We start from the raw sequence: 19,227 nt of genomic DNA, 5'->3' as shown, positions 1-19,227 counted from the left end.
GCAGCCCCGCACGCCGCACAGGTGAAAGCGCACAGCGCACCATGCATCACCGCGTGCCGATCGTCGTGACGAGGGTGGGTCAGGGGACCTTCCGCTCTCTCCTCCGCATCTGCGGCACGCCTGGGGCCGAATGTCCGTGGTGGTTCGTAGCGTGTGAGTATGCGAATCCTGCACACCTCCGACTGGCACATCGGTCGCACGTTCCACGGTCACTCGACCATGAACGCGCTCGCCGACGTGCTGGCCGCGCTCACCGAGCAGGTGCGGGAGAACGCGGTCGACGTCGTGGTCGTCGCCGGAGACGTCTTCGACTCTGCGACGCCCTCGGGTCCCGCCTACACTCTGCTCGGCGATGCGCTGGTCGCGCTGCACGAGACGGGTGCTCGCGTGATCGTGACCAGCGGCAACCACGACTCCGCGGCCCGGCTCGGTTTCCAGGCACGGCTGCTGCGCGACGGCATCCACGTCCTGACCGATCCGCTCGCCGTCGGCGAGCCGGTCATCATCGCCGATGCCGACGGGCCGGTCAACTTCTTCGGCATCCCCTATCTCGAGCCGGCGATCGTGCGTCAGCACTGGCCGGAGGGCGACGCCGAGGGGCGTCAGCTGCGCACGCAGGCGCAGACCATGGCGCATGCGATGGATCTCGTGCGGATCGGCATGGGGCGGCACTCCGGTCGCTCGGTCGCGATCGCGCACTGCTTCGCCGCCGGCGTCGATGCGACGGTGGGGCTCGAGCGCGAGGTGCGACAGGGCGGTCTCGACGTCGTGCCGCTGAGCGTGTTCGACGGGCCCGACTACGTCGCGCTCGGACACATCCACGGACGCCAGCAGATCAGTGAGCGCGTGCGCTACGCGGGCGCCCCGCTGCACTACAGCTTCGGCGAGCAGCACAAGCCCCGTGGCTCGTGGCTGGTCGACCTCGATGCCGATGGGCTCGCCGGTGTCGAGTGGCTGGAGCTGCCGGTGCCTCGACGGCTCGTCACGCTCACGGGTCCGCTCGAGGAGATCCTCTCGGAGGCGAACATCGCCGAGCATGTCGACGACTGGGTGTGCGCGATCTACACCGACGCGGCGCCGCAGGCCGAGCCCATGCGTCGCCTGCGCGAGAGCTTCCCGTTCTGCGCGATGGTGCAGCACCAGCCCGAGGTCGTCGCCGAGGAGCGCGAGCGCAGCTACTCCCAGCGACTGCGTGCGGCGGTCACCGACGCGGAGCGCATCGAGGCCTTCCTCGAGCATGTGCGCGCGGGCCACGGAGCGACAGAGACCGAGAGCCGCCTCATCCGCGCCGTGCTCGACGATCGCGTGCGCGCGGAGGCGCTCGTCTAGATGCGTCTCCATCGCCTCGAGGTCGAGGGATTCGGCCCGTTCCGCTCCCGCCAGACCGTCGACTTCGATGCGTTCGCCGACGACGGCATCTTCCTGATCGCCGGACGAACAGGCGCGGGAAAGTCCAGCATCCTGGATGCGGTCTGCTTCGGCCTCTACGGCGGGGTACCGCGCTACGACGGCGGAGAGAAGCGGCTGCGCAGCGACCACTGCGAACCCGACGACATCTCGGAGGTCGTCGTGGAGTTCAGCGCCTCCGCCGGTCACTTCCGGGTGACCAGGTCACCCGAGTACCTGCGCCCGGCCAAGCGCGGCGGCGGCATGACGAAGCAGGCCGCCGCCGTCTCGCTCGAGGAGCGTACGGATGCGGGGTGGGTCGGCCGCGCGGCGCGGGCGGTCGACGTGGCCACCGAGCTCGACGAGATCCTGCAGCTGAGTCGCGAACAGTTCCTGCAGGTCATCCTGCTCGCGCAGAACCGGTTCTCGGAGTTCCTCCTCGCGGGCAGCAGAGACCGTCAGACGCTTCTCCGGCGGCTGTTCGGCACCCAGCGGTTCGAAGACGTCCAGTCGCGTTTCGACGACCGGCGCAGGGCCGCGGAGCAGGCGCTCGGGGCTCGCCTCGCGACCGTCGCCGCGCGGGTCGACGAGGCGGAGCGGCTGGTCTCGACGGAAGGCCTCTGGGGAGACGGGGCCGACGACGAGGCGGGCGCCGGGGAATCCGTTCATCCCACGGTGGCGGCCACGACCCCGGAGCGTCTCGACGACCTGCGGCGCGCGAAGGCCAGGGCCGACTACCGCGCGGAGCGTCGCGCCTCGGAACGCGCCGAGGCCGAGAAGCGCTCGGCCGACGCGGATGCCGTGCTGGCCACCACCCGCGAAGAGCAGCGTGCGCAGACCGAGAGGGATCGCGCGCGGGCCGCGCTCGACCGTCTCGACGCCGAGGAGCCCTCGATCACGGCGGCCCGCGCCGAACTGCATGAGGCGCGCGCGGCCGAAGCGCTCCGCTCGACCATCGCCGCAGCCGACCGAGCGCGAAGCGCGTTCGAGAGTGCAGGCCGAGCAGAGGACGTCGCCCGCGAGTCGTGGCGGTCGTTCGACATCGAGGTCGACGACGAGCTGGCCGCATGGGCTGCGGAGCGCCTCAAGGAGAGCGGAGCATGGGAGCGCGCACTCGACCTCGAGCGGCAGGAGAGCTCCCTCGCACACGAGCTCCAGACGGCCGAGGCCGCCGTGCGGTCGGCCGAGGCCCGCGCCGAGGCGGGGACTGCGCAGCGCGCCGAGCTGCCGGCGCAGATCTCCGCGCTGACCATCGAGCGTGACGAGGCACGGCGGGTCGCCGACCGTGCCGGTGACCTGCTCATCGCTCGGGACGTCGCTGACTCCCGCCTCCGTGCAGCCCGTGACGCGGTGCGGCTGCGCACGGACCACGCGCGCGCCGAGCAGCAGCTGGCCGCCGCGACGACGGAGCACGCCGCTGCGCAGACGACGTTGGCGCAGCTCCGGCAGCGCCGCTTCGACGGCATGGCCGGCGAGCTCGCCTCGGGGCTGGCTGACGGTGAAGCGTGCCCCGTGTGCGGTGCGCACGAGCATCCGGCGCCGGCAACGCACGCGGATCCCGTCTCGGCCGATGACATCGCCGCCGCCGAGGTCACCCGAGATGCCGCGTCCGAGCGCGAGCGCGACGCGGCGGCGACGTCGTCCGCGCTCCGGGCCGAACTCGCGGCCGCGGAGACGAAGGCCGACGGGCGCACCGTCGAGCAGGCTGAGAAGGAGCACCTCGAGGCCGTCGAGGGGCACGAACAGGGCCTCGTCGCGGCGGATCGCGTCGCGTCCCTCGACACGCGGCTGCAGGCGCTCTCCGATCGAATCGAGCTGCTCGAGCGCGAACGAGCGGATGACGATGCTGCGCTCGCGGCCTCGCGCGAGCAGCACGCGCTGCTGACCCAGCGCGTCACCGAAGCGCGCCGGCTGATCGCCGACGCACGCGGGCCGTTCGACACCGTGGCCGAACGCCTCGCCGACACGACGGCGAAGGTGACGGCGGCGCGCGCACTCGTCGAGGCCATGGCCGAACGCGCGCGTCGCGCACAGTCCCTGAGCGAGGCGGAGAGCGAGAGGGATGCCGCGCTGACCGGGTCGGCGTTCGACGATGCCGCCGCCGCTGTCGCCGCACTGCGCTCGACCGCCGCGCAGGAGGCTCTCGACGAGCGGATCTCCCAGCACGCGGTGCAACGCGAGAAGGAGCGCGCGACCCTGTTCGACCTCGAGCTGCGCACGCTCCCCGAGGAGCCCATCGACCTCTCGCCCGCCGAAGCGGCCGCGGCGACGGCGCGCGCGAGCTGGGTGCGGGCGGTCGACGAGGCGAGCCGCGCGACCGGAACCGCTGAGCGGCTCGACGGCCTGATCGCCTCCGCCGACGCCGAGCACGCGAAGACGGCCGACGACGCCGCCGAGTTCGAGGTGCTCCAGAGCCTCGCCGACACGATCGCCGGGAGGGGTGCGAACACCCGCAAGATGGCGCTCGAGACCTTCGTCCTCGCGGCCGAGCTCGAGGAGATCGTCGAGGCCGCGAACCGACGGCTGTACGACATGTCGACGGGCCGCTACCAGCTGCAGCACTCCGATGCTCTCGCTGCGCGCGGCGCGGCATCCGGTCTCGGGATCGTGGTGTCCGACGCCTTCACGGGTCAGACCCGTCCGCCCCAATCGCTCTCCGGCGGCGAGACCTTCCTCACCTCGCTGGCTCTCGCGCTCGGGCTCGCCGAGGTGGTCACCGCGCGGGCCGGCGGCATCCGCCTCGACACGCTCTTCATCGACGAGGGCTTCGGATCCCTCGACGGCGACACGCTCGACGTGGCGATGCGCACTCTCGACGAACTCCGGCAGGGTGGCCGCACGGTCGGCGTGATCAGCCACGTCGAGGCCATGCAGGAGCAGATCCCCGCGCAGCTCACCGTCCGCGCCACGCCCCACGGGCCGAGCATCATCGAGACGCGCTGAGGCGTCTCCTGATCCGGCGGCGTCGACCCGAGGTCAGACGCCGTACTCGCTGCGGATGAAATCGCGCAGCTGGACGCTGCACCGCGCGACGGCCTCGCGCCAGTCCGTGAGCGCCCCGTCCTCGGCCTGGTCCGAGACAGCGCGGAACACCCGGATGGGCACGTCGAACTGCTCGGCGACCCAGATGTAGGCGTAGGTCTCCATGTCCACCAGCGCGGCACCGGAGGGGCGGATCACCGCAGTGACCTCCGCGTCTTCCACGAAGTGATCACCGGTGGCGATCAGAACGCCTTCGCGTCCGGTCGACACCCGGGCGGGCAGTGAGACATGCTGGCCGGCGATGCCGTCGAGGTCGGTGACGTCGTGCTGGAACGCGGTGCCGATCTCGTGCACCGTCGCCTCCAGACCGGGGGCGATCGCGCCGGCGGTGCCGACGACGACGATCTCCTCGTAGGCGCGTGCGTCGAGCGCCCGGGTGAGCGCGTAGGTCGCCTGGAGCTTGCCGGGGCCGGTGACGAGGCGGTCGAAGCCTTCGAGTGCCTCAGGGAAGGCGGACAGTTCGGACGCGAGGGCGGCGACGAGGAGTTTCACTTCCTCATTCTTTCAGGTCGTGGCTGACAGGAGTGTGCACGGGCGGTTCTGTCACCCCGGCGTAACACAGAAGCGCGATACTGATTCGAGGAAGAGTGGAGGCCCCCGTGTCGTTGCAGCAGCAGATCTCCGAAGCCCTCGGTGTCCAGCCCGAGGTCGATCCCGAAGCCGAGGTGGAGCGTCGAGTCGGATTCCTCGTCGACTATCTCCGCACGACAGGAGCACGGGGCTTCGTCCTCGGTATCTCCGGCGGGCAGGACTCGACCCTCGCGGGGCGCCTGGCGCAGCTCGCCGTCGAACGCGTGCGCGCCGAGGGCGGCGAGGCGAAGTTCCTCGCCGTGCGTCTGCCGTACCGGGTGCAGAAGGATGCGGCGGATGCCGAGGCGGCACTCGAGTACATCGCGCCGGACGCCTCCGTCGAGGTGAACATCCAGAACGGGGTGGACGGGGTCGAAGAGGACATCGAGTTCGCCGTCACCAGCGACATCAGCGACTTCAACCGCGGCAACATCAAGGCGCGCGTGCGCATGGTCACGCAGTACGCGCTCGCCGGCCACGACGGCCTGCTCGTGATCGGCACGGACCACGCGGCCGAGGCCGTGACGGGCTTCTACACGAAGTTCGGCGACGGAGCGGCCGACATCCTGCCGCTCTCGGGGCTCACGAAGCGGCAGGGCCGCTCGCTGCTGCAGTTCCTCGGCGCTCCCGACCGGCTCGCGTTCAAGGTGCCGACGGCCGACCTCCTCGACGGCCAGCCGGGTCGCGCGGACGAGGACGAGCTCGGCCTCACGTACGAGCAGATCGACGACTTCCTCGAAGGGCGACCCGTCGACCCCGAGGCGGCCGGACGCATCGAGGCGAAGTACCTCGCGACGCAGCACAAGCGCCACCTCCCGGTGACCCCTGACGACGACTGGTGGCGCTGACCGGAGGTGCGCGCCGTTCGTCCCGTGTCGGATGCCGCGGATAGTGTCGAAGCATCCGACAGAACGGGAGCATCGTGCGGATCGACACTGCGGCGCAGCGCGTCATCTGGAGCGCCAGCGATCTCAAGGCGGCCGCGGAATGCGAGTTCGCCTGGTGCCGTGCGATCGACGCGAAGCTCGGCCGCGTCCCGGCCGTCGAGGAGCCTGAAGACGCCACTCTGAAGCGTGCCGCGCTGCTCGGCGACGTGCATGAGCAGAATGTGCTGGCGCGGTACGTCGACGAACTCGGCGACGACAGGGTCCACCAGATCGAGAAGGTCTCGTCCGTCGACGCCGAGGCCCTTCGCGCTGCGACGGAGGAGACGGTCGCTGCGCTGCAGTCCGACGCGTTGGTCGTCTTCCAGGCAGCGTTCGCGACCGAGGAGTTCGTCGGATTCGCCGACTTCCTCCGCAGGGACGACGACGGCCGCTGGCGCGTGCAGGACTCGAAGCTGGCGCGCAAGGCGCGCGTGACCGCGCTCATGCAGCTGGCGGCATACGTCGACCAGCTCGATCGTCTCGGCATCCCACGATCCGACGAGGTCGACCTGATCCTCGGCGACAGCACCCTCAGCACGCACCGCGTCGACGATCTCCTCCCGCTGTTCCAGGTGCGCCGAGCGCGACTGCGAGCGCTGATCGCCGATCGTCGCATCGGCGACGGAGCGACCGGCACCCCGCTGGCCTGGGGCGACGACCGTGACGACCTGCAGATCGTGGCGTGCGGTCGGTGCGCGACCTGCGAGGAGCAGGTCCTCGCGCACCGCGACCTCCTGATGGTCGCGCGCATGCGTCCGGTGCAGCGGGCACGTCTGCGGGCCTCCGGCATCGACACGATCGACGCCCTCGCGACGGCATCCGACGCTCCTGTCGGCATGAACGTCGATTCCTTCGAGAACCTCCGCGCGCAGGCGCGTCTGCAGATCCGCGCCGATGCCGATGGCACGCCGACCTACGACGTGCACTACGCGCCGGCGATCCACACCCTTCCTCTTCCGAGCCACGGCGACATCTTCTTCGACTTCGAAGGCGATCCGCTCTACACGGAACCGGCCCCCGACGGCGAGGCGCACTGGGGCATCGACTACCTGTTCGGCTGGGTCGACAACGCCGACCAGTACTCCGCGCTGTGGGCGCACACCTTCGCCGACGAGCGTCGGGCCCTCGAAGCATTCCTCGATTTCGTGAAGGTGCGACGGGCCGCGCACCCCGCCATGCACATCTATCACTACGCGCCCTACGAGACCTCGCACCTCGTGGCGATGGCGGCACGGCACGGTGTGCGTGAGGGCGAGGTCGACCGGCTGCTGCGCGAGGGCGTGTTCGTGGATCTGTATCCGCTCGTGCTGCGCACCGTCAGGGTCGGGTCCCGCTCGTACTCGATCAAGAAGCTCGAGCCGCTCTACATGGGCGACGACGTGCGCACGAGTGATGTGCAGAAGGGCGACGACTCGATCGTGCAGTACGTCGCGGCACGAGAGCTCGCCGCCGCGGGGGAGCGGGGCGAAGCGGATGCCGTGCTCGCCGACCTCGCGGACTACAACCGCTATGACTGCGTCTCCACGCGTCGGCTGCGCAACTGGCTGATCGACATCGCTCGGAAGGAGGGCGTGACCCCGGCGCCACCGGACGAGATCGACGAGGTGATCTACGAGCCCTCTCCGCGATCCGTCGCCCTTCTCGCGGATGCGGAACGCGCGGTCGACGCCGGCGGTGACGGGCTCGTGCACCGCATCGCGGCAGCCGCGATCGACTACTTCCCTCGCGAGGCCAAGAGCTTCTGGGTCTCGCACTTCCAGCGTCTGCGCGAACCCGTGACCATGTGGGACGGCACGCGCGACGTGGTGCGGGTCGATCGGCCGTCCTCGTCGGTCCGCCGGGACTGGAGCATCGGTGAGGGACGGCGCTCGATGTCGCGCGACATCGAGATCCGCGGCGAGGTCTCACCGGGAACGACGCTGGGCGTCGGTGCGCAGCCGTTCGCGCTGTACGAGGTGCCGGCGCCGTTCGACACCGAGGTGCCTTCCCGGGCGGTGCATGTCCCGCACACGGTCACCGTGTCCGAGGTGCTCGACGACGGCTATCTGGTGACCGAGTCGGCCGTGCAGGGGCAGACATGGGACGAGCTCCCGCTCGCACTCACGCCTGCCGCGCCGCCGCGGGTGGTGTCGCTGCAGGGTGCGATCGACGAGTGGGCCGATGCCGTGCACGCTGCGGCGCCGGATTTCCCGGCCGACCCTGCCACCGACATCCTGCGGCGCCTTCCGCCGCGCACGGCATCGGGTGCGCCGATTCCCCCTGCCGAAGACGATGTGATCGACGCGATCGTGCGCGGCGTCCTCGATCTCGACCGCAGTTATCTCGCGGTCCAGGGCCCTCCCGGAACCGGCAAGACGTATACCGGGTCGCGGGTGATCGCGCGGCTGGTGAACGAGCACGGCTTCAAGATCGGCGTCGTCGCGCAGTCGCACGCCATCATCGAGACGCTGCTGGAGCGGGTGGTCTCCGACGGCGTGGCGCCGGCTCAGGTCGCCAAGGCGCCGAAGGACAGCGAGGCCGAGACCTCGTACACCGCGATACCGAAGAACGGCATGGCGGCATTCCTCGCAGAGCACGCCGACGAGGGCGCCGTCGTCGGCGGAACCGCCTGGGACTTCAGCAACACCCAGCGCGTCGATCGGGGCGGGCTCGACCTGCTCGTGATCGACGAGGCGGGGCAGTTCTCGCTCGCGTCGACGATCGCGGTCGCGGCGGGCGCCCAGAGGCTGCTCCTTCTCGGCGACCCGCAGCAGCTCCCGCAGGTCAGCCAGGGCGCTCACCCCGAGCCCGTCGACACGTCGGCCCTCGGCTGGGTGATGGACGGCGACCCGGTCGTGCGTCCGGAGTTCGGCTACTTCCTGGCGCGGTCGTGGCGGATGCATCCGCTCGTGGCGGCTCCTGTCTCGAAGCTCGCGTACGCGGGCCAGCTCGCCTCTGCACCGGGAACGGAACGCCGCTCGATCGACGGCATCGAGCCGGGGCTCCACGTGATTCCTCTCCGGCATCGCGGCAACGCGACCCAGTCGCCCGAGGAGGCCGCCGAGGTGGTGCGTCTCGTGCGAGACCTCGTCGGCCGCACCTTCACCGACAACGACTCAGATGCCTCGATCCGGCCCCTCGAGCCGTCCGACATCATCGTGGTCACGCCCTACAACGCGCAGCGCCAGCTCGTCCTCGACGCGCTCGCGGATGCCGGATTCCCCGATGTCCCCGTCGGCACGGTCGACAACTTCCAGGGCAAGGAGGCGGTCGTGTCGATCACCTCTCTGGCGGCGTCGAGCGGGCGGGATGCTCCTCGGGGACCGGAGTTCCTGCTGCTGCAGAATCGGCTCAACGTCGCGATCTCCCGGGCCCAGGCCGTCGCCTACCTGATCCACTCCCCGGCACTGCTCGACGACCTGCCCTACACGCCGGAGGGCGTCGCCCGGCTCAGCGCGTTCGCGCGTCTGGTCGGAGCCGCGTCGTGACCGCGCCGACCCATACCGAAGGCGACATCCTCCGGGCCGCGGCAGCGTGGTCGTGGTTCCCGCGAGACGGCGAGCAGGAGAACGTCCACCTCCGCCTCGTGCGCTATCCCGCCAGACTCGGCGGCGGAGTGCGTGGCTCGCAGGTGCACTCGACCTCGGAGGCCGCGGCGGTGCTCGATCACGCCGTCGAGCGCGCGAGGAGCTGGGGCGAGTCTCGGCTGACGTTCTGGACCAACCCCTCGGACGATCCCGACCTCGAAGCGGAGCTGCGACGACGCGGTGCGGAGCACATCGATACGGTCGCGGTGCTCGCGCGCGCCATCGATGCGCCCGCGATCGACGATCTCGCCGGCGACGTTCCCCCGGAGGCATCGGGAGAGGTCGTCCGCACTCTCGATCAGGTGCGCGAGGTCGATGCGATCAACGTGCCGGTCTGGGAGCAGGAGCCTCTCGACGACGAGGGCCTCCGCGTCGAGCTGGCCGAGCTCACCGCCGAGCGCGAGGCAGGGGAGGGTCTGCGCGTGCTCGGACGCCTCGACGGCCTGGCGGTCGGCACCGGTGGATGCACGATCGTCGACGGCTTCACACGGCTCTGGGGCGCGGCGACTCTCGCGGAGTTCCGCGGCCGAGGCGTGTACCGCGCGGTCCTCGCCGAAAGGCTGCGCGCGAGCGTCGAGCTCGGCGCGACGACCGCGCTGGTGAAGGGCCGGATCGCCACCTCGGCGCCGATCCTCACTCGGGTCGGCTTCGAGCACTACGGCGATGAGCGGGCGTATCGCCTGGATCTCGCCTAGATCGGTCGGCGAGCGGATCGGTCGGCGGGCTAGATCGGTCGGCGAGCCGCCGCGCCCGGGGTATCAGACGGTGCCGTAGAGCCGGTCGCCGGCGTCGCCGAGTCCGGGCACGATGTACCCCTTCTCGTTGAGACGCTCGTCGAGGGCGCCGAGCACGAGCGTGACATCGCGGTCGCCGGCCATGGCCTCGATCGCGGCCACACCCTCCGGGGTGCCGAGCAGGCAGATCGCGGTGACGTCCTTGGCTCCGCGGTTGAACAGGAACTGGATCGCCGCCGCGAGCGAGCCGCCCGTGGCGAGCATCGGGTCGATGGCGAAGCACTGGCGGTCGCTCAGGTCGTCGGGAAGACGCTCGGCGTAGGTCGTCGGCTCGAAGGTCGTCTCGTCGCGGACCATGCCCAGGAAGCCGACCTCGGCGGTCGGGAGGAGCTTCACGAGGCCCTCCAGCATGCCGAGACCGGCGCGCAGGATCGGTACCACGATCGGACGCGGCTCCGAGATCTTCACGCCCATCGTCGTCGTCACCGGTGTCGTGATCTCGATCGGGCTGACCTTGACGTTGCGCGTCGCCTCGTACGCGAGCAGCGTCACGAGTTCTTCGGTGAGCTGCCGGAAGACCGGCGACGGGGTGCGCTGGTCGCGCAGCACCGAGAGCTTGTGGGTGATGAGGGGGTGGTCGGCGACGTGAACACGCATGGATACAGGCTAATGCGCGGGGCCCCTCCGCACGACATCGATGCTGCCGGATGCCGGAGGCCGCTGTCGTAGGCTCGACCCATGACCGAAGCCGACGATCTCGCGATGCGACGCGCGCTCGTGCTCGCGGCGGAGGCTGCGGCTGCGTCGGAGATCCCGGTGGGGGCGGTGATCCTCGATGCCGAGGGTCGCATCGTCGCCGAGGGGCGCAACAACCGCGAGGAGACGCACGACCCCACCGGCCATGCCGAGATCGACGCGCTGCGACGTGCCGCGGCATCCGCGGGCTCCTGGAATCTCGGGGGTCACACGCTCGTGGTGACGCTCGAGCCGTGTCTCATGTGCGCGGGGGCGATCCTGCAGGCGCGCATCGGCCGCGTGGTCTTCGGGGCGTGGGACGACAAGGCGGGAGCGGCGGGCTCCCTGTACGACGTGCTCCGCGACCGGCGCCTGCCGTACCGCGCGGAGGTCATCGGCGGCATCGAAGCGGATGCCGCGACGGCCCTCTTGCGCGACTTCTTCGAGCAGCGTCGCTGAGCTCCACGTTCTTCGGAGAGACTCAGTCCGAGGACTTGAGCACGAAGACGTCGGTCGAGGGCTGCGGATCGATCGCCGGTCGATACACGTCCGGCTCGATGTAGACGACTCGTGCGACCGGCACGGCCTCGCGGATGCGGGCTTCGATCGCGTCGATGTCGTCGGCGGCCTCGCGCAGCGGCTTGTCGGCGCTGAGCGCGATCTTGGCAGCCACCATCAGCTCGTCGGGACCGAGGTAGAGGGTCTTCATGTGGATGATCTTCTCGATCTCATCGCCCGCGTTGATCGCGTCGACGATCCGGTCGTAGTCGGCCTGCGTCGCGCCCTCGCCGACCAGCAGGCTCTTGGTCTCGACGCCGAGCACGATCGCGATGAGCACGAGCAGCACGCCGATCATGACCGTTCCGAGTGCATCGAACACCGGGTTGCCGGTGATCAGCGTGAGACCCACGCCGAGGAGGGCGAAGGTGAGACCGGTCAGCGCGCCGACGTCCTCGAGCAGCACGACCGGGAGCTCCGGCGCCTTCGATCGGCGCACGAACGAGACCCACGACTGCCCCTTCTCGCGCACGAGATTGCTCTCCCTGACGGCCGTGCGCAGCGAGAACGACTCGAGGCCGATCGCGATGACCAGGACGACGAGAGGCAGCCACCACCACGTCTTGTCGAGCTCGTGCGGGTTGGTGAGCTTGTCGACGCCCTCGTAGATGGCGAACAGGCCGCCGACGGAGAAGAGGATGATCGAGACGACGAAGGCGTACACGTAGCGTTCGCGCCCGTAGCCGAACGGGTGGGAGCGGTCGGCCTCGCGCCGGGCCTTGCGTCCGCCGAGCATCAGGAGCAGCTGGTTGCCGGAGTCGGCGACCGAGTGGATCGCCTCGGCGAGCATCGACGCGGAGCCGGAGAGCGCCCAGGCGACGAACTTCGCGAGCGCGATGCCCAGATTCGCCAGGAACGCCGCGACGATGGCCTTGTTGCCTCCGGATGCACTCATGGCACGAGTCTAGAACTGCTCGCCGATGGATTCCGGAGCGCCCGCCGTAGGATGACGACATGGCTGAATCGCTTCCCTCGCTCGCGTTCCTCGGTGCCGGTTCCATGGGAGGCGCGATCCTCCGGGGCGTCGTCGCCTCCGGCATCCGCATCGACGGCGGGATCACCGCGACCAACCGCACGCCCGAGAAGGCCGCGGCCTTCGAAGACGTCGACGGGGTCACCAGCATCGCGCTCTCCGAGCGGCCGCAGGGCAACGCGGATGCCGTCGCCGGAGCGCGCATCGTGCTCGTCGGCGTCAAGCCGGCGATGGTGCCGGAGCTGCTCCGTGAGATCGCCCCGCACCTCGCGGACGACGCGATCGTCGTGAGCCTCGCAGCGGGCGTGACCCTCCAGACCTTCGCCGATGTGCTCGGCGACGACGCCCGCGTCATCCGCTCCATGCCGAACACTCCGTCCACCGTGCGCAAGGGCGTCGCCGGGCTCGCAGCCGGGGCCTCTGCGACCGCAGACGACCTGGCCCTCGTCCGCCGCCTGTTCGAGACCGTCGGCGCGGTCGTGGAGGTGCCCGAATCGCAGATCGACGCGCTCGGCACGATCTCGGGTTCCGGGCCCGCGTACGTCTACCTGCTGATCGAGGAATTCACGAAGGCCGCCATCGGTCTGGGGTTCGCCGAGGCCGATGCGCGCCTCATGGCCGAACACACGTTCATCGGTGCGACGGCGCTGCTCGATGCCTCGGGAGAGGACCCCGCCGAACTCCGCCGCCGGGTCACGAGCCCCAAGGGCACCACCGAGCGCGCGATCGCCGTGCTGCAGGATGCTCGACTCGACCGCACCTTCTCGGATGCCGCGGCGGCGGCCCTCGCCCGCTCCAAGGAGCTCGCGGCAGGAGCCTGAGCGATGCGGCTGCGGATCGAGGGGGAGATCTTCCACTGGCGGGGTCCTGCGCCGTTCCACTTCGTCGCCGTGCCACCCGCGGAGAGCGAGCTGATCCACGAGATCGCCTCGATCGTGACCTACGGATGGGGAATGATCCCGGCGTCCGTCACGATCGGCGCCACCACCGTGACGACGGCGCTCTGGCCGAAGGACGGCGGCTACATCGTGCCGATCAAGAAGGTGCTGCAGGACCGCGAGGGAGTGACCGTGGACGACGTCGTCGCGATCACCCTCGATATCGACGCCTGAGTAGCTACCGTCCGCGTCAGCGGTCGAGCGCGGCGAAGCGCTCGATGTCGCTGTTGGTGCCCGAGACGATGATGAGGTCGTGGTTGGTGACGATCGTGTTCGCCTCCGCGTAGCGGAACGGCTTGCCGGGGCTCTTCACACCCACGACGGTGACCTTGTACTTCGAGCGCACGCCCGATTCGTTGAGCCCGACGCCGCGGATGAACTTCGGCGGGTACATCTTGGCCAGCACGAAGTCGTCGTCGAAGCGGATGAAGTCGAGCATCCGGCCGCTCACGAGGTGCGCGACGCGCTCGCCGGCCTCCCGCTCGGGGTAGATGACGTGGTTCGCTCCCACGCGGGCGAGGATCTTGCCGTGCGACTGCGAGACGGCCTTGGCCCAGATCTGCGGCACCTTGAGGTCGACGAGGTTCGCGGTGATGAGGACGGATGCCTCGATCGACGAGCCCACCGCGACCACGGCGACCTGGAAGTCTCCGGCGCCGATCTGCCGCAGTGCATCGATGTTCTTCGCGTCGGCCTGCACCGTGTGCGTGACGCGGTCCGACCACTTCTGCACGAGCTCGAGGTTGTCGTCGATCGCGAGGACCTCGCGGTCGAGCCGGTCGAGCTCACCGGCGCACGCGGCGCCGAATCGACCGAGACCGATGACGAGGACGGGAGCGTCGCCCCGGAGGACTTCAACCAACGATCGGCCTTTCCACGGGCAGCGAGTAATACTGCGATCGCGATGTCGCGGCGACTGCCGCGGCGAGAGTCACTGTACCAACGCGCCCCATGAAGATGGTCGCGGCCATCACATAGGACGCTGAATCGGGGAGCTCCGCCGTGAGACCGGTCGACAGCCCGACGGTGCCGAACGCCGAGATCACGTCGAAGAGCACATGACTGATGTCGGCCTTCGTGATCTGGGCGATGATGATGGTCGACAGGGCCACGATCGTGGCGCCCCACGCGACGACGCTGAGCGCGACGCGCTGCACGTCGCTGGGGATGCGACGGCCGAAGACCTCGACCGACTGGCGTCCCTTCGCCTCCGACCAGACGGCGATCGCCAGCACCGCCAGCGTCGTGACCTTGATGCCGCCGGCGGTCGACGCCGAGCCGCCGCCGACGAACATCAGCATGCTGGCCGCCAGCAGCGACGAGCCGTTCAGATCGTCCATCTCGATGACGTTGAACCCGCCGGACCGGGTCATCGCAGACAGGAAGAAGGCCTGGAACGTGGTGTCTGCGGCATCCATCGACCCGAAGGTCTTCGGGTTGGCGTACTCGAGGATCAGGAAGACCGCGGCGCCGAGCACGAACAGCAGCACGGTGGTCACGAGGGTGAGCTTCGTGTGCAGAGACCACTTCTTGACGTGCCAGACGTGCTTGGCGAGCGTGTAGATGACCGGGAACCCGATACTTCCGAGGAAGACGCCCACCATCAGCAGGAAGAGCACGAGGTAGTCGTCGGCGAACACCGCGACGCCGCCGTCGTTGGGCGCGAAGCCGGTGTTCGTGAAGGCCATCGCGGCGAAGTAGGGCGCCTCCCACAGCGCGGCGATGGGGTCGACCTCCGCCATCACGAGCGCGGGGTAGAGGAGCACCGCGAGGGAGGCCTCGATGATCAACGCGGAGACGGCGACCGTGGTGAGCAGCTGGCCCACCTCGCCGAGACGCACGGTCTGGCTCTCGTTGACGACCCCGCCGTGCGCGCGCAGGGGGTTCGTGTCTCCGGCGGCCATGAGCTTGGCGCGCAGGCCGAGCCGCCGGGAGATGAGCATTCCCATCAGCGAGGCGAGCGTGAGCACGCCCAGGGCTCCGATGTTGACGCCGACGAAGACCAGCACGTGACCGAACGGCGACCAGTGGTTCGCCATGTCGACGGTCGCGAGGCCCGTGACGCAGATGGTGGAGACGGCGGTGAAGAGCGCGTCGCTCAGCGGAGTCACCGTGCCGCTCGCGGAGGCGATCGGCAGCGACAGCAGGACGGTGAAGACCAGGATCAGCAGAGCGAAGATGACGATCGCGAATCGTGAGGGCGACGAGGTGACGATGTGCTTGACCCAGCCGGCGACGCTCTCGAGGCGCTCCCGTGGGGACGACGCCGAAGCGATGCCCGACATCGCGTCCCCCTTCGTCCTGCGCCTGCCCGCGGTGCGGTCACACGGCGCCTTTCGCCGAGCCTTCGTCATGGTACTCCGTGCCGGGGACGACTACCCTGATCTCATGACGGACATCTTCGACGTGATCGCAGACGGTACGAGGCGCGACATCCTCCAGCTCCTGCTGCGACGCACGGCCGAAGGCGAGTCGGGCACGAGCGTGAGCCACATCGTCGCCGATCTGGGCATCAGCCAGCCCACGGTGTCGAAGCACCTCAAGGTCCTGCGCGACGCCGAGCTCGTCTCGGTGCGCGAAGACGGGCAGCGTCGCTTCTACAGCCTGTCCGTCGAGCCCCTCGAGGTCGTCGACGACTGGCTGGTGCCGTTCCTCGTCGACGCGTACGGCGATGAGGCTCCCGACATCGCCTACCCGGTCCCGCTGCCCGACAGCGCAGCTCACGCGGCCGAGGTCGTCGGACGCGCGGCCGCCTCCGCGAAGCACGTCGTGACATCGGCGCTCAAGCGGCTCGGCGCCTGACGGCATCCGCTCCCGCCGTCGGGTTCCGCCCTGGACATGACACGCCCCCGATGACAGGGGGGCATGTCATCAGGGGCGATCCGCGGGCCCCAGCCCGCGTGGACTCGGCGGTGCCGGCACAAGTCCTGCCAGAACCATCGCAGGCCTGGCTGGGTGGAAGGCCCGGAACGGCTATGTCTCAGCTGAGACTCCGTCCCGGACCTGTGGTCCTCGGTGTCAACGACGGGCGGCCTTGCGGCGGAAGAGCCAGGCGCCCCAGGTCACCGCGATCAGGAGGATGACCAGGCACCACCCGATCGCCCACCAGGGCTCGCTCTGCAGCGGGTCATCCGTCAGCAGTCCGCGGATGGTCTCGACGATGGGAGTGATCGGCTGGTGGGCGGCGACCGGCTGCAACCAGGCGGGCATGCTGGCCACCGGGACGAATGCGCTGGACAGGTACGGCAGGAACAGCAGCACGAAGCCGTAGCCGTTCGCGCCCTCGGGGCTGCCGGCGGCGAGACCGATCGCGGCGAACAGGTAGGTGATCGCGAGGATGTAGAGCGCGATCAGTCCCGTCAGGGCGATCCACTCCAGCGGAGTCGCGGTCGGTCGGAAGCCGACGAGGATGCCGACGCCGATCACGATCGCCGTCGCGATGAGGTTGCGCAGCACGCTGGCGACGACATGCCCTGTGAGCACGGCTCCGGCGCGCAGCGGCATCGTGCGGAAGCGGTCGATGATCCCCGTGCGCATGTCGTTCGCGACATACACGGCCGTCGACGAGGCTCCGAAGCCCGCGCAGGTGAGGATGATCCCCGGGACGACGTAGTCGACGTAGGCGCCGGAGGGATCGATCGCCCCGCCGAACACCCACGTGAACATGAGCATGAGCATCACGGGGAGCATGATCGCCATCAGCAGCGATTCGCCGTCGCGCAGCGAATGGCGAAGGCTCCGGCCGACGAACACGGACTCGGCCGTGAGGCCGCGCACGCGCGGGCGCGGGACGGGGGACGAGGGGACGGATGCCGTGGCGCGGGGCGCGGCGATGGCGATGTTCATGCGAGCTCCTTCGACGAGCGGGCGGCAGGGGATGAGGTGACGGCGAGGAACACGTCGTCGAGTGTCGGACGACGGAGGGTCACGATGCCGTCCGCGCCCTCCTCGTCGAGCAGGTCGAGTGCGCGGCGGAGGTCGGCGACGGATCCGTCGGTGGGGATCTCCCGGCGGAGCTCGCCGCGATCGTCGTGCAGCTCGACGGTGTCGCCCCCGATGCGGGCCTTCAGCTCCGCGGGGGTGCCGAGGGCGGCGATCCTCCCGTCGTGGAGCACGGCGATCCGGTCGGCGAGCTGATCGGCCTCCTCCAGATACTGCGTCGTGAGGAAGACGGTCGTGCCGGCGCTCGCGAGCATGCGGATGATGTCCCAGAGGTCGCGACGGCTCCGGGTGTCGAGGCCCGTCGTCGGCTCGTCGAGGAACAGCACCTCGGGTGTCACGACGAAGCTCAGCGCGAGGTCGAGACGGCGACGCATGCCACCGGAGAAGGTCCGCACGATCCGGCCCGCGGCATCCGTCAGGTCGAACTGCGCGATGAGGTCGGCGGCGCGGCGCTTCGCCGCAGCGCGGCCGAGGCCCGACAGTCGGGCGAACATGACCACGTTCTCGGTGGCGGTCAGCGCGTCGTCGACCGCGGCGGACTGCCCGGTGAGACTGATCCGGCGCTGCACCTCGGTGCTCTGCGTGCGCACGTCCCATCCGGCCACCTCGGCCGAGCCGGCATCCGCGGTGGTGAGCGTGGTGAGGATGTTGATCGTCGTGGTCTTTCCGGCGCCGTTCGGCCCCAGCAGCGCGAACACCTCTCCGCGCGCGACGGTGAAGTCCAGGTCGTCGACGACGACCCTGCCCTGGAAGGCCTTGCTGAGGCCCTGCACCGCGATGGCTGTCTCCATGGTCGATCCTCTCTGTGTATGGGGAAAACTGTGTACGTGACAAACAACTGTGTATGACCGTAACACACTGTTTATTAAATAAACAGAAGTAGGATGAAGCGCATGACTGAGACCGAGCCGCCGGAGCTGCCGCGGGGGATCGCGCTCGCCTGGGGCGTGGCCGCCGATCCGCAGCGCGGACCGAAGCGCGAGATGAGCGTCGAGAAGATCGTCGACGCGGCCGTCGAGCTGGCGGATGCCGAGGGCATCGGCGCCGTGTCGATGGCCGCCGTCGCCGCCAAGCTCGGATTCACACCGATGTCGCTCTATCGCTATGTGAGCGCGAAGGACGACCTGCTGCTGCTGATGCAGGAGCAGGCGACCGGGCTCCCGCCGGAGAGCCACCTCGAGGTGGATGGCTGGCGGGAGCGGATGCTCGCCCTCTACGAGGAGCAGGTGCTCCTGTATCTCCGGCATCCCTGGATGCTGTCCCTGCCGATCAACGGCTCGCCGATCACGCCCAACAGCTCGGCGTGGTTGGACGCGTCGCTCGCGGCACTCGAGAGCACACCTCTGACCGCCGATGAGCGGGTGGCCGTCGCGCTGGCGGTGACGGGTGACGCGCGGTGGTGCGGGATCGTGCAGGCCGGGTACACCGCCCAGTCCCGCGGCTCCGGGCTGACGCCGGAAGAGGTCGCCGTGCGCGAGGCCACCCTCTACGACCGGGTGATCACCGCCGACGAATTCCCCGCCCTCCGTCGCGCGATCGAGGAGGACGTGTTCCTCTCTCCGGCCGACCCGTTCCGGTTCGGGATGGAGCGGATGCTCGACGGCGTCGCCGCCTACATCGCGACGCTCGATCGCGACGAGCCGCGCGATCCCTCGGACGAGTGGGTCGCTCTGGATCCCGCCGAACTCGCCGGCGACCGCCGGCTGCGCGAGGCGCAGAAGGCCGTCCGCGAGGCCGAGAAGATGCTTCGCGCGGCGCGCAAGGTCGAGCGGCAGACGCTGCGCGAGGCCGGAGAGCGGCTGGCGAAGGCGGCGAAGTCCGCCTGACGTGCATCCCGGAGGCCGTGCCACCGGGATG

The 19,227-nt window shown here is 69.8% G+C and carries 17 protein-coding genes; 10 read left to right on the top strand and 7 right to left on the bottom strand.

Annotation, left to right across the window (positions count from 1 at the left end; all coding sequences use genetic code 11):
• The first annotated feature begins 159 nt into the window (after positions 1-159).
• Together LBN7_RS04805 and LBN7_RS04800 are read left to right on the top strand one after the other, a co-directional pair.
• On the top strand, positions 160-1,329 hold the full coding sequence (locus tag LBN7_RS04805) for an exonuclease SbcCD subunit D (RefSeq protein WP_407361106.1): 1,170 nt from the start codon (positions 160-162) through the stop codon (positions 1,327-1,329).
• Positions 1,330-4,329 carry an AAA family ATPase gene (locus LBN7_RS04800; protein ID WP_407361105.1) on the top strand — a complete coding sequence of 1,000 codons (3,000 nt, stop codon included), beginning with the start codon at positions 1,330-1,332 and terminating at the stop codon, positions 4,327-4,329. It abuts the gene before it with no gap.
• Positions 4,330-4,362: 33 nt separating this feature from the next.
• Here the strand turns inward: LBN7_RS04800 and LBN7_RS04795 are convergent, their stop codons facing one another.
• Positions 4,363-4,920: a nucleoside phosphorylase gene (locus LBN7_RS04795; protein ID WP_116634426.1), complete on the bottom strand. Its 558-nt coding sequence runs from the start codon at positions 4,918-4,920 to the stop codon at positions 4,363-4,365.
• 107 nt (positions 4,921-5,027) lie between these two features.
• Between LBN7_RS04795 and nadE the strand changes: the two genes are divergently transcribed.
• The 3 genes from nadE to LBN7_RS04780 all read left to right on the top strand — a co-directional run bounded on the left by nadE (position 5,028) and on the right by LBN7_RS04780 (position 10,185).
• Positions 5,028-5,846: an ammonia-dependent NAD(+) synthetase gene (gene nadE, locus LBN7_RS04790; protein ID WP_407361104.1), complete on the top strand. Its 819-nt coding sequence runs from the start codon at positions 5,028-5,030 to the stop codon at positions 5,844-5,846.
• A 74-nt stretch (positions 5,847-5,920) separates the two neighbouring features.
• Entirely contained in the window at positions 5,921-9,391 is a 3,471-nt protein-coding gene (locus tag LBN7_RS04785; RefSeq protein WP_407361103.1) for a TM0106 family RecB-like putative nuclease, read from the top strand.
• The gene (locus tag LBN7_RS04780; protein WP_407361102.1) at positions 9,388-10,185 is read left to right on the top strand and encodes a GNAT family N-acetyltransferase; all 798 of its coding nucleotides are present in this window, start codon (positions 9,388-9,390) and stop codon (positions 10,183-10,185) included. The genes LBN7_RS04785 and LBN7_RS04780 overlap by 4 nt, the downstream gene beginning before the upstream one ends.
• Positions 10,186-10,248: 63 nt before the next feature.
• Here the strand turns inward: LBN7_RS04780 and upp are convergent, their stop codons facing one another.
• Complete coding sequence (gene upp, locus LBN7_RS04775; RefSeq protein ID WP_116634429.1) at positions 10,249-10,881, bottom strand: uracil phosphoribosyltransferase; 633 nt, start codon at positions 10,879-10,881, stop codon at positions 10,249-10,251.
• A gap of 81 nt (positions 10,882-10,962) precedes the next feature.
• On the opposite strand from upp, the gene tadA reads away from it, so the two are divergent.
• On the top strand, positions 10,963-11,418 hold the full coding sequence (gene tadA, locus LBN7_RS04770) for a tRNA adenosine(34) deaminase TadA (protein WP_407361101.1): 456 nt from the start codon (positions 10,963-10,965) through the stop codon (positions 11,416-11,418).
• Between the two features lie 22 nt (positions 11,419-11,440).
• On the opposite strand, the gene LBN7_RS04765 is transcribed toward tadA, so the two are convergent.
• Positions 11,441-12,412, bottom strand: a complete 972-nt coding sequence (locus LBN7_RS04765; protein ID WP_116634431.1) for a cation diffusion facilitator family transporter — start codon at positions 12,410-12,412, stop codon at positions 11,441-11,443.
• 59 nt (positions 12,413-12,471) lie between these two features.
• On the opposite strand from LBN7_RS04765, the gene proC reads away from it, so the two are divergent.
• Together proC and LBN7_RS04755 are read left to right on the top strand one after the other, a co-directional pair.
• A complete protein-coding gene (proC, locus tag LBN7_RS04760) occupies positions 12,472-13,311 on the top strand; it encodes a pyrroline-5-carboxylate reductase (protein WP_116634432.1) in 840 nt (279 codons plus the stop codon).
• A gap of 3 nt (positions 13,312-13,314) precedes the next feature.
• Positions 13,315-13,602 carry a DUF1905 domain-containing protein gene (locus LBN7_RS04755; RefSeq protein ID WP_116634433.1) on the top strand — a complete coding sequence of 96 codons (288 nt, stop codon included), beginning with the start codon at positions 13,315-13,317 and terminating at the stop codon, positions 13,600-13,602.
• A gap of 16 nt (positions 13,603-13,618) precedes the next feature.
• Here LBN7_RS04755 and LBN7_RS04750 read toward each other — a convergent pair whose 3' ends face one another.
• Together LBN7_RS04750 and LBN7_RS04745 are read right to left on the bottom strand one after the other, a co-directional pair.
• Positions 13,619-14,290, bottom strand: a complete 672-nt coding sequence (locus LBN7_RS04750; protein WP_116634434.1) for a TrkA family potassium uptake protein — start codon at positions 14,288-14,290, stop codon at positions 13,619-13,621.
• Entirely contained in the window at positions 14,283-15,713 is a 1,431-nt protein-coding gene (locus LBN7_RS04745; protein ID WP_407361100.1) for a TrkH family potassium uptake protein, read from the bottom strand. Before LBN7_RS04745 ends, LBN7_RS04750 begins: the two co-directional genes overlap by 8 nt.
• Before the next feature lie 103 nt (positions 15,714-15,816).
• Between LBN7_RS04745 and LBN7_RS04740 the strand changes: the two genes are divergently transcribed.
• Positions 15,817-16,230, top strand: coding sequence for a helix-turn-helix transcriptional regulator (locus LBN7_RS04740; protein WP_116634764.1), 414 nt, complete (start codon positions 15,817-15,819; stop codon positions 16,228-16,230).
• Positions 16,231-16,446: 216 nt separating this feature from the next.
• Here the strand turns inward: LBN7_RS04740 and LBN7_RS04735 are convergent, their stop codons facing one another.
• The gene (locus LBN7_RS04735) at positions 16,447-17,274 is read right to left on the bottom strand and encodes an ABC transporter permease (protein ID WP_407361099.1); all 828 of its coding nucleotides are present in this window, start codon (positions 17,272-17,274) and stop codon (positions 16,447-16,449) included.
• Positions 17,271-18,161, bottom strand: coding sequence for an ATP-binding cassette domain-containing protein (locus LBN7_RS04730; protein WP_407361098.1), 891 nt, complete (start codon positions 18,159-18,161; stop codon positions 17,271-17,273). The genes LBN7_RS04735 and LBN7_RS04730 overlap by 4 nt, the downstream gene beginning before the upstream one ends.
• A gap of 102 nt (positions 18,162-18,263) precedes the next feature.
• On the opposite strand from LBN7_RS04730, the gene LBN7_RS04725 reads away from it, so the two are divergent.
• The gene (locus LBN7_RS04725; protein ID WP_407361097.1) at positions 18,264-19,196 is read left to right on the top strand and encodes a TetR/AcrR family transcriptional regulator; all 933 of its coding nucleotides are present in this window, start codon (positions 18,264-18,266) and stop codon (positions 19,194-19,196) included.
• The last annotated feature ends 31 nt before the right edge of the window (positions 19,197-19,227 follow it).

This window comes from Microbacterium sp. LBN7 (assembly GCF_045690345.1).
Taxonomy (GTDB): domain Bacteria; phylum Actinomycetota; class Actinomycetes; order Actinomycetales; family Microbacteriaceae; genus Microbacterium.
The sequence above is the reverse complement of the archived record's forward strand: the minus strand, read 5'-3'. Positions and strand labels throughout refer to the sequence as shown.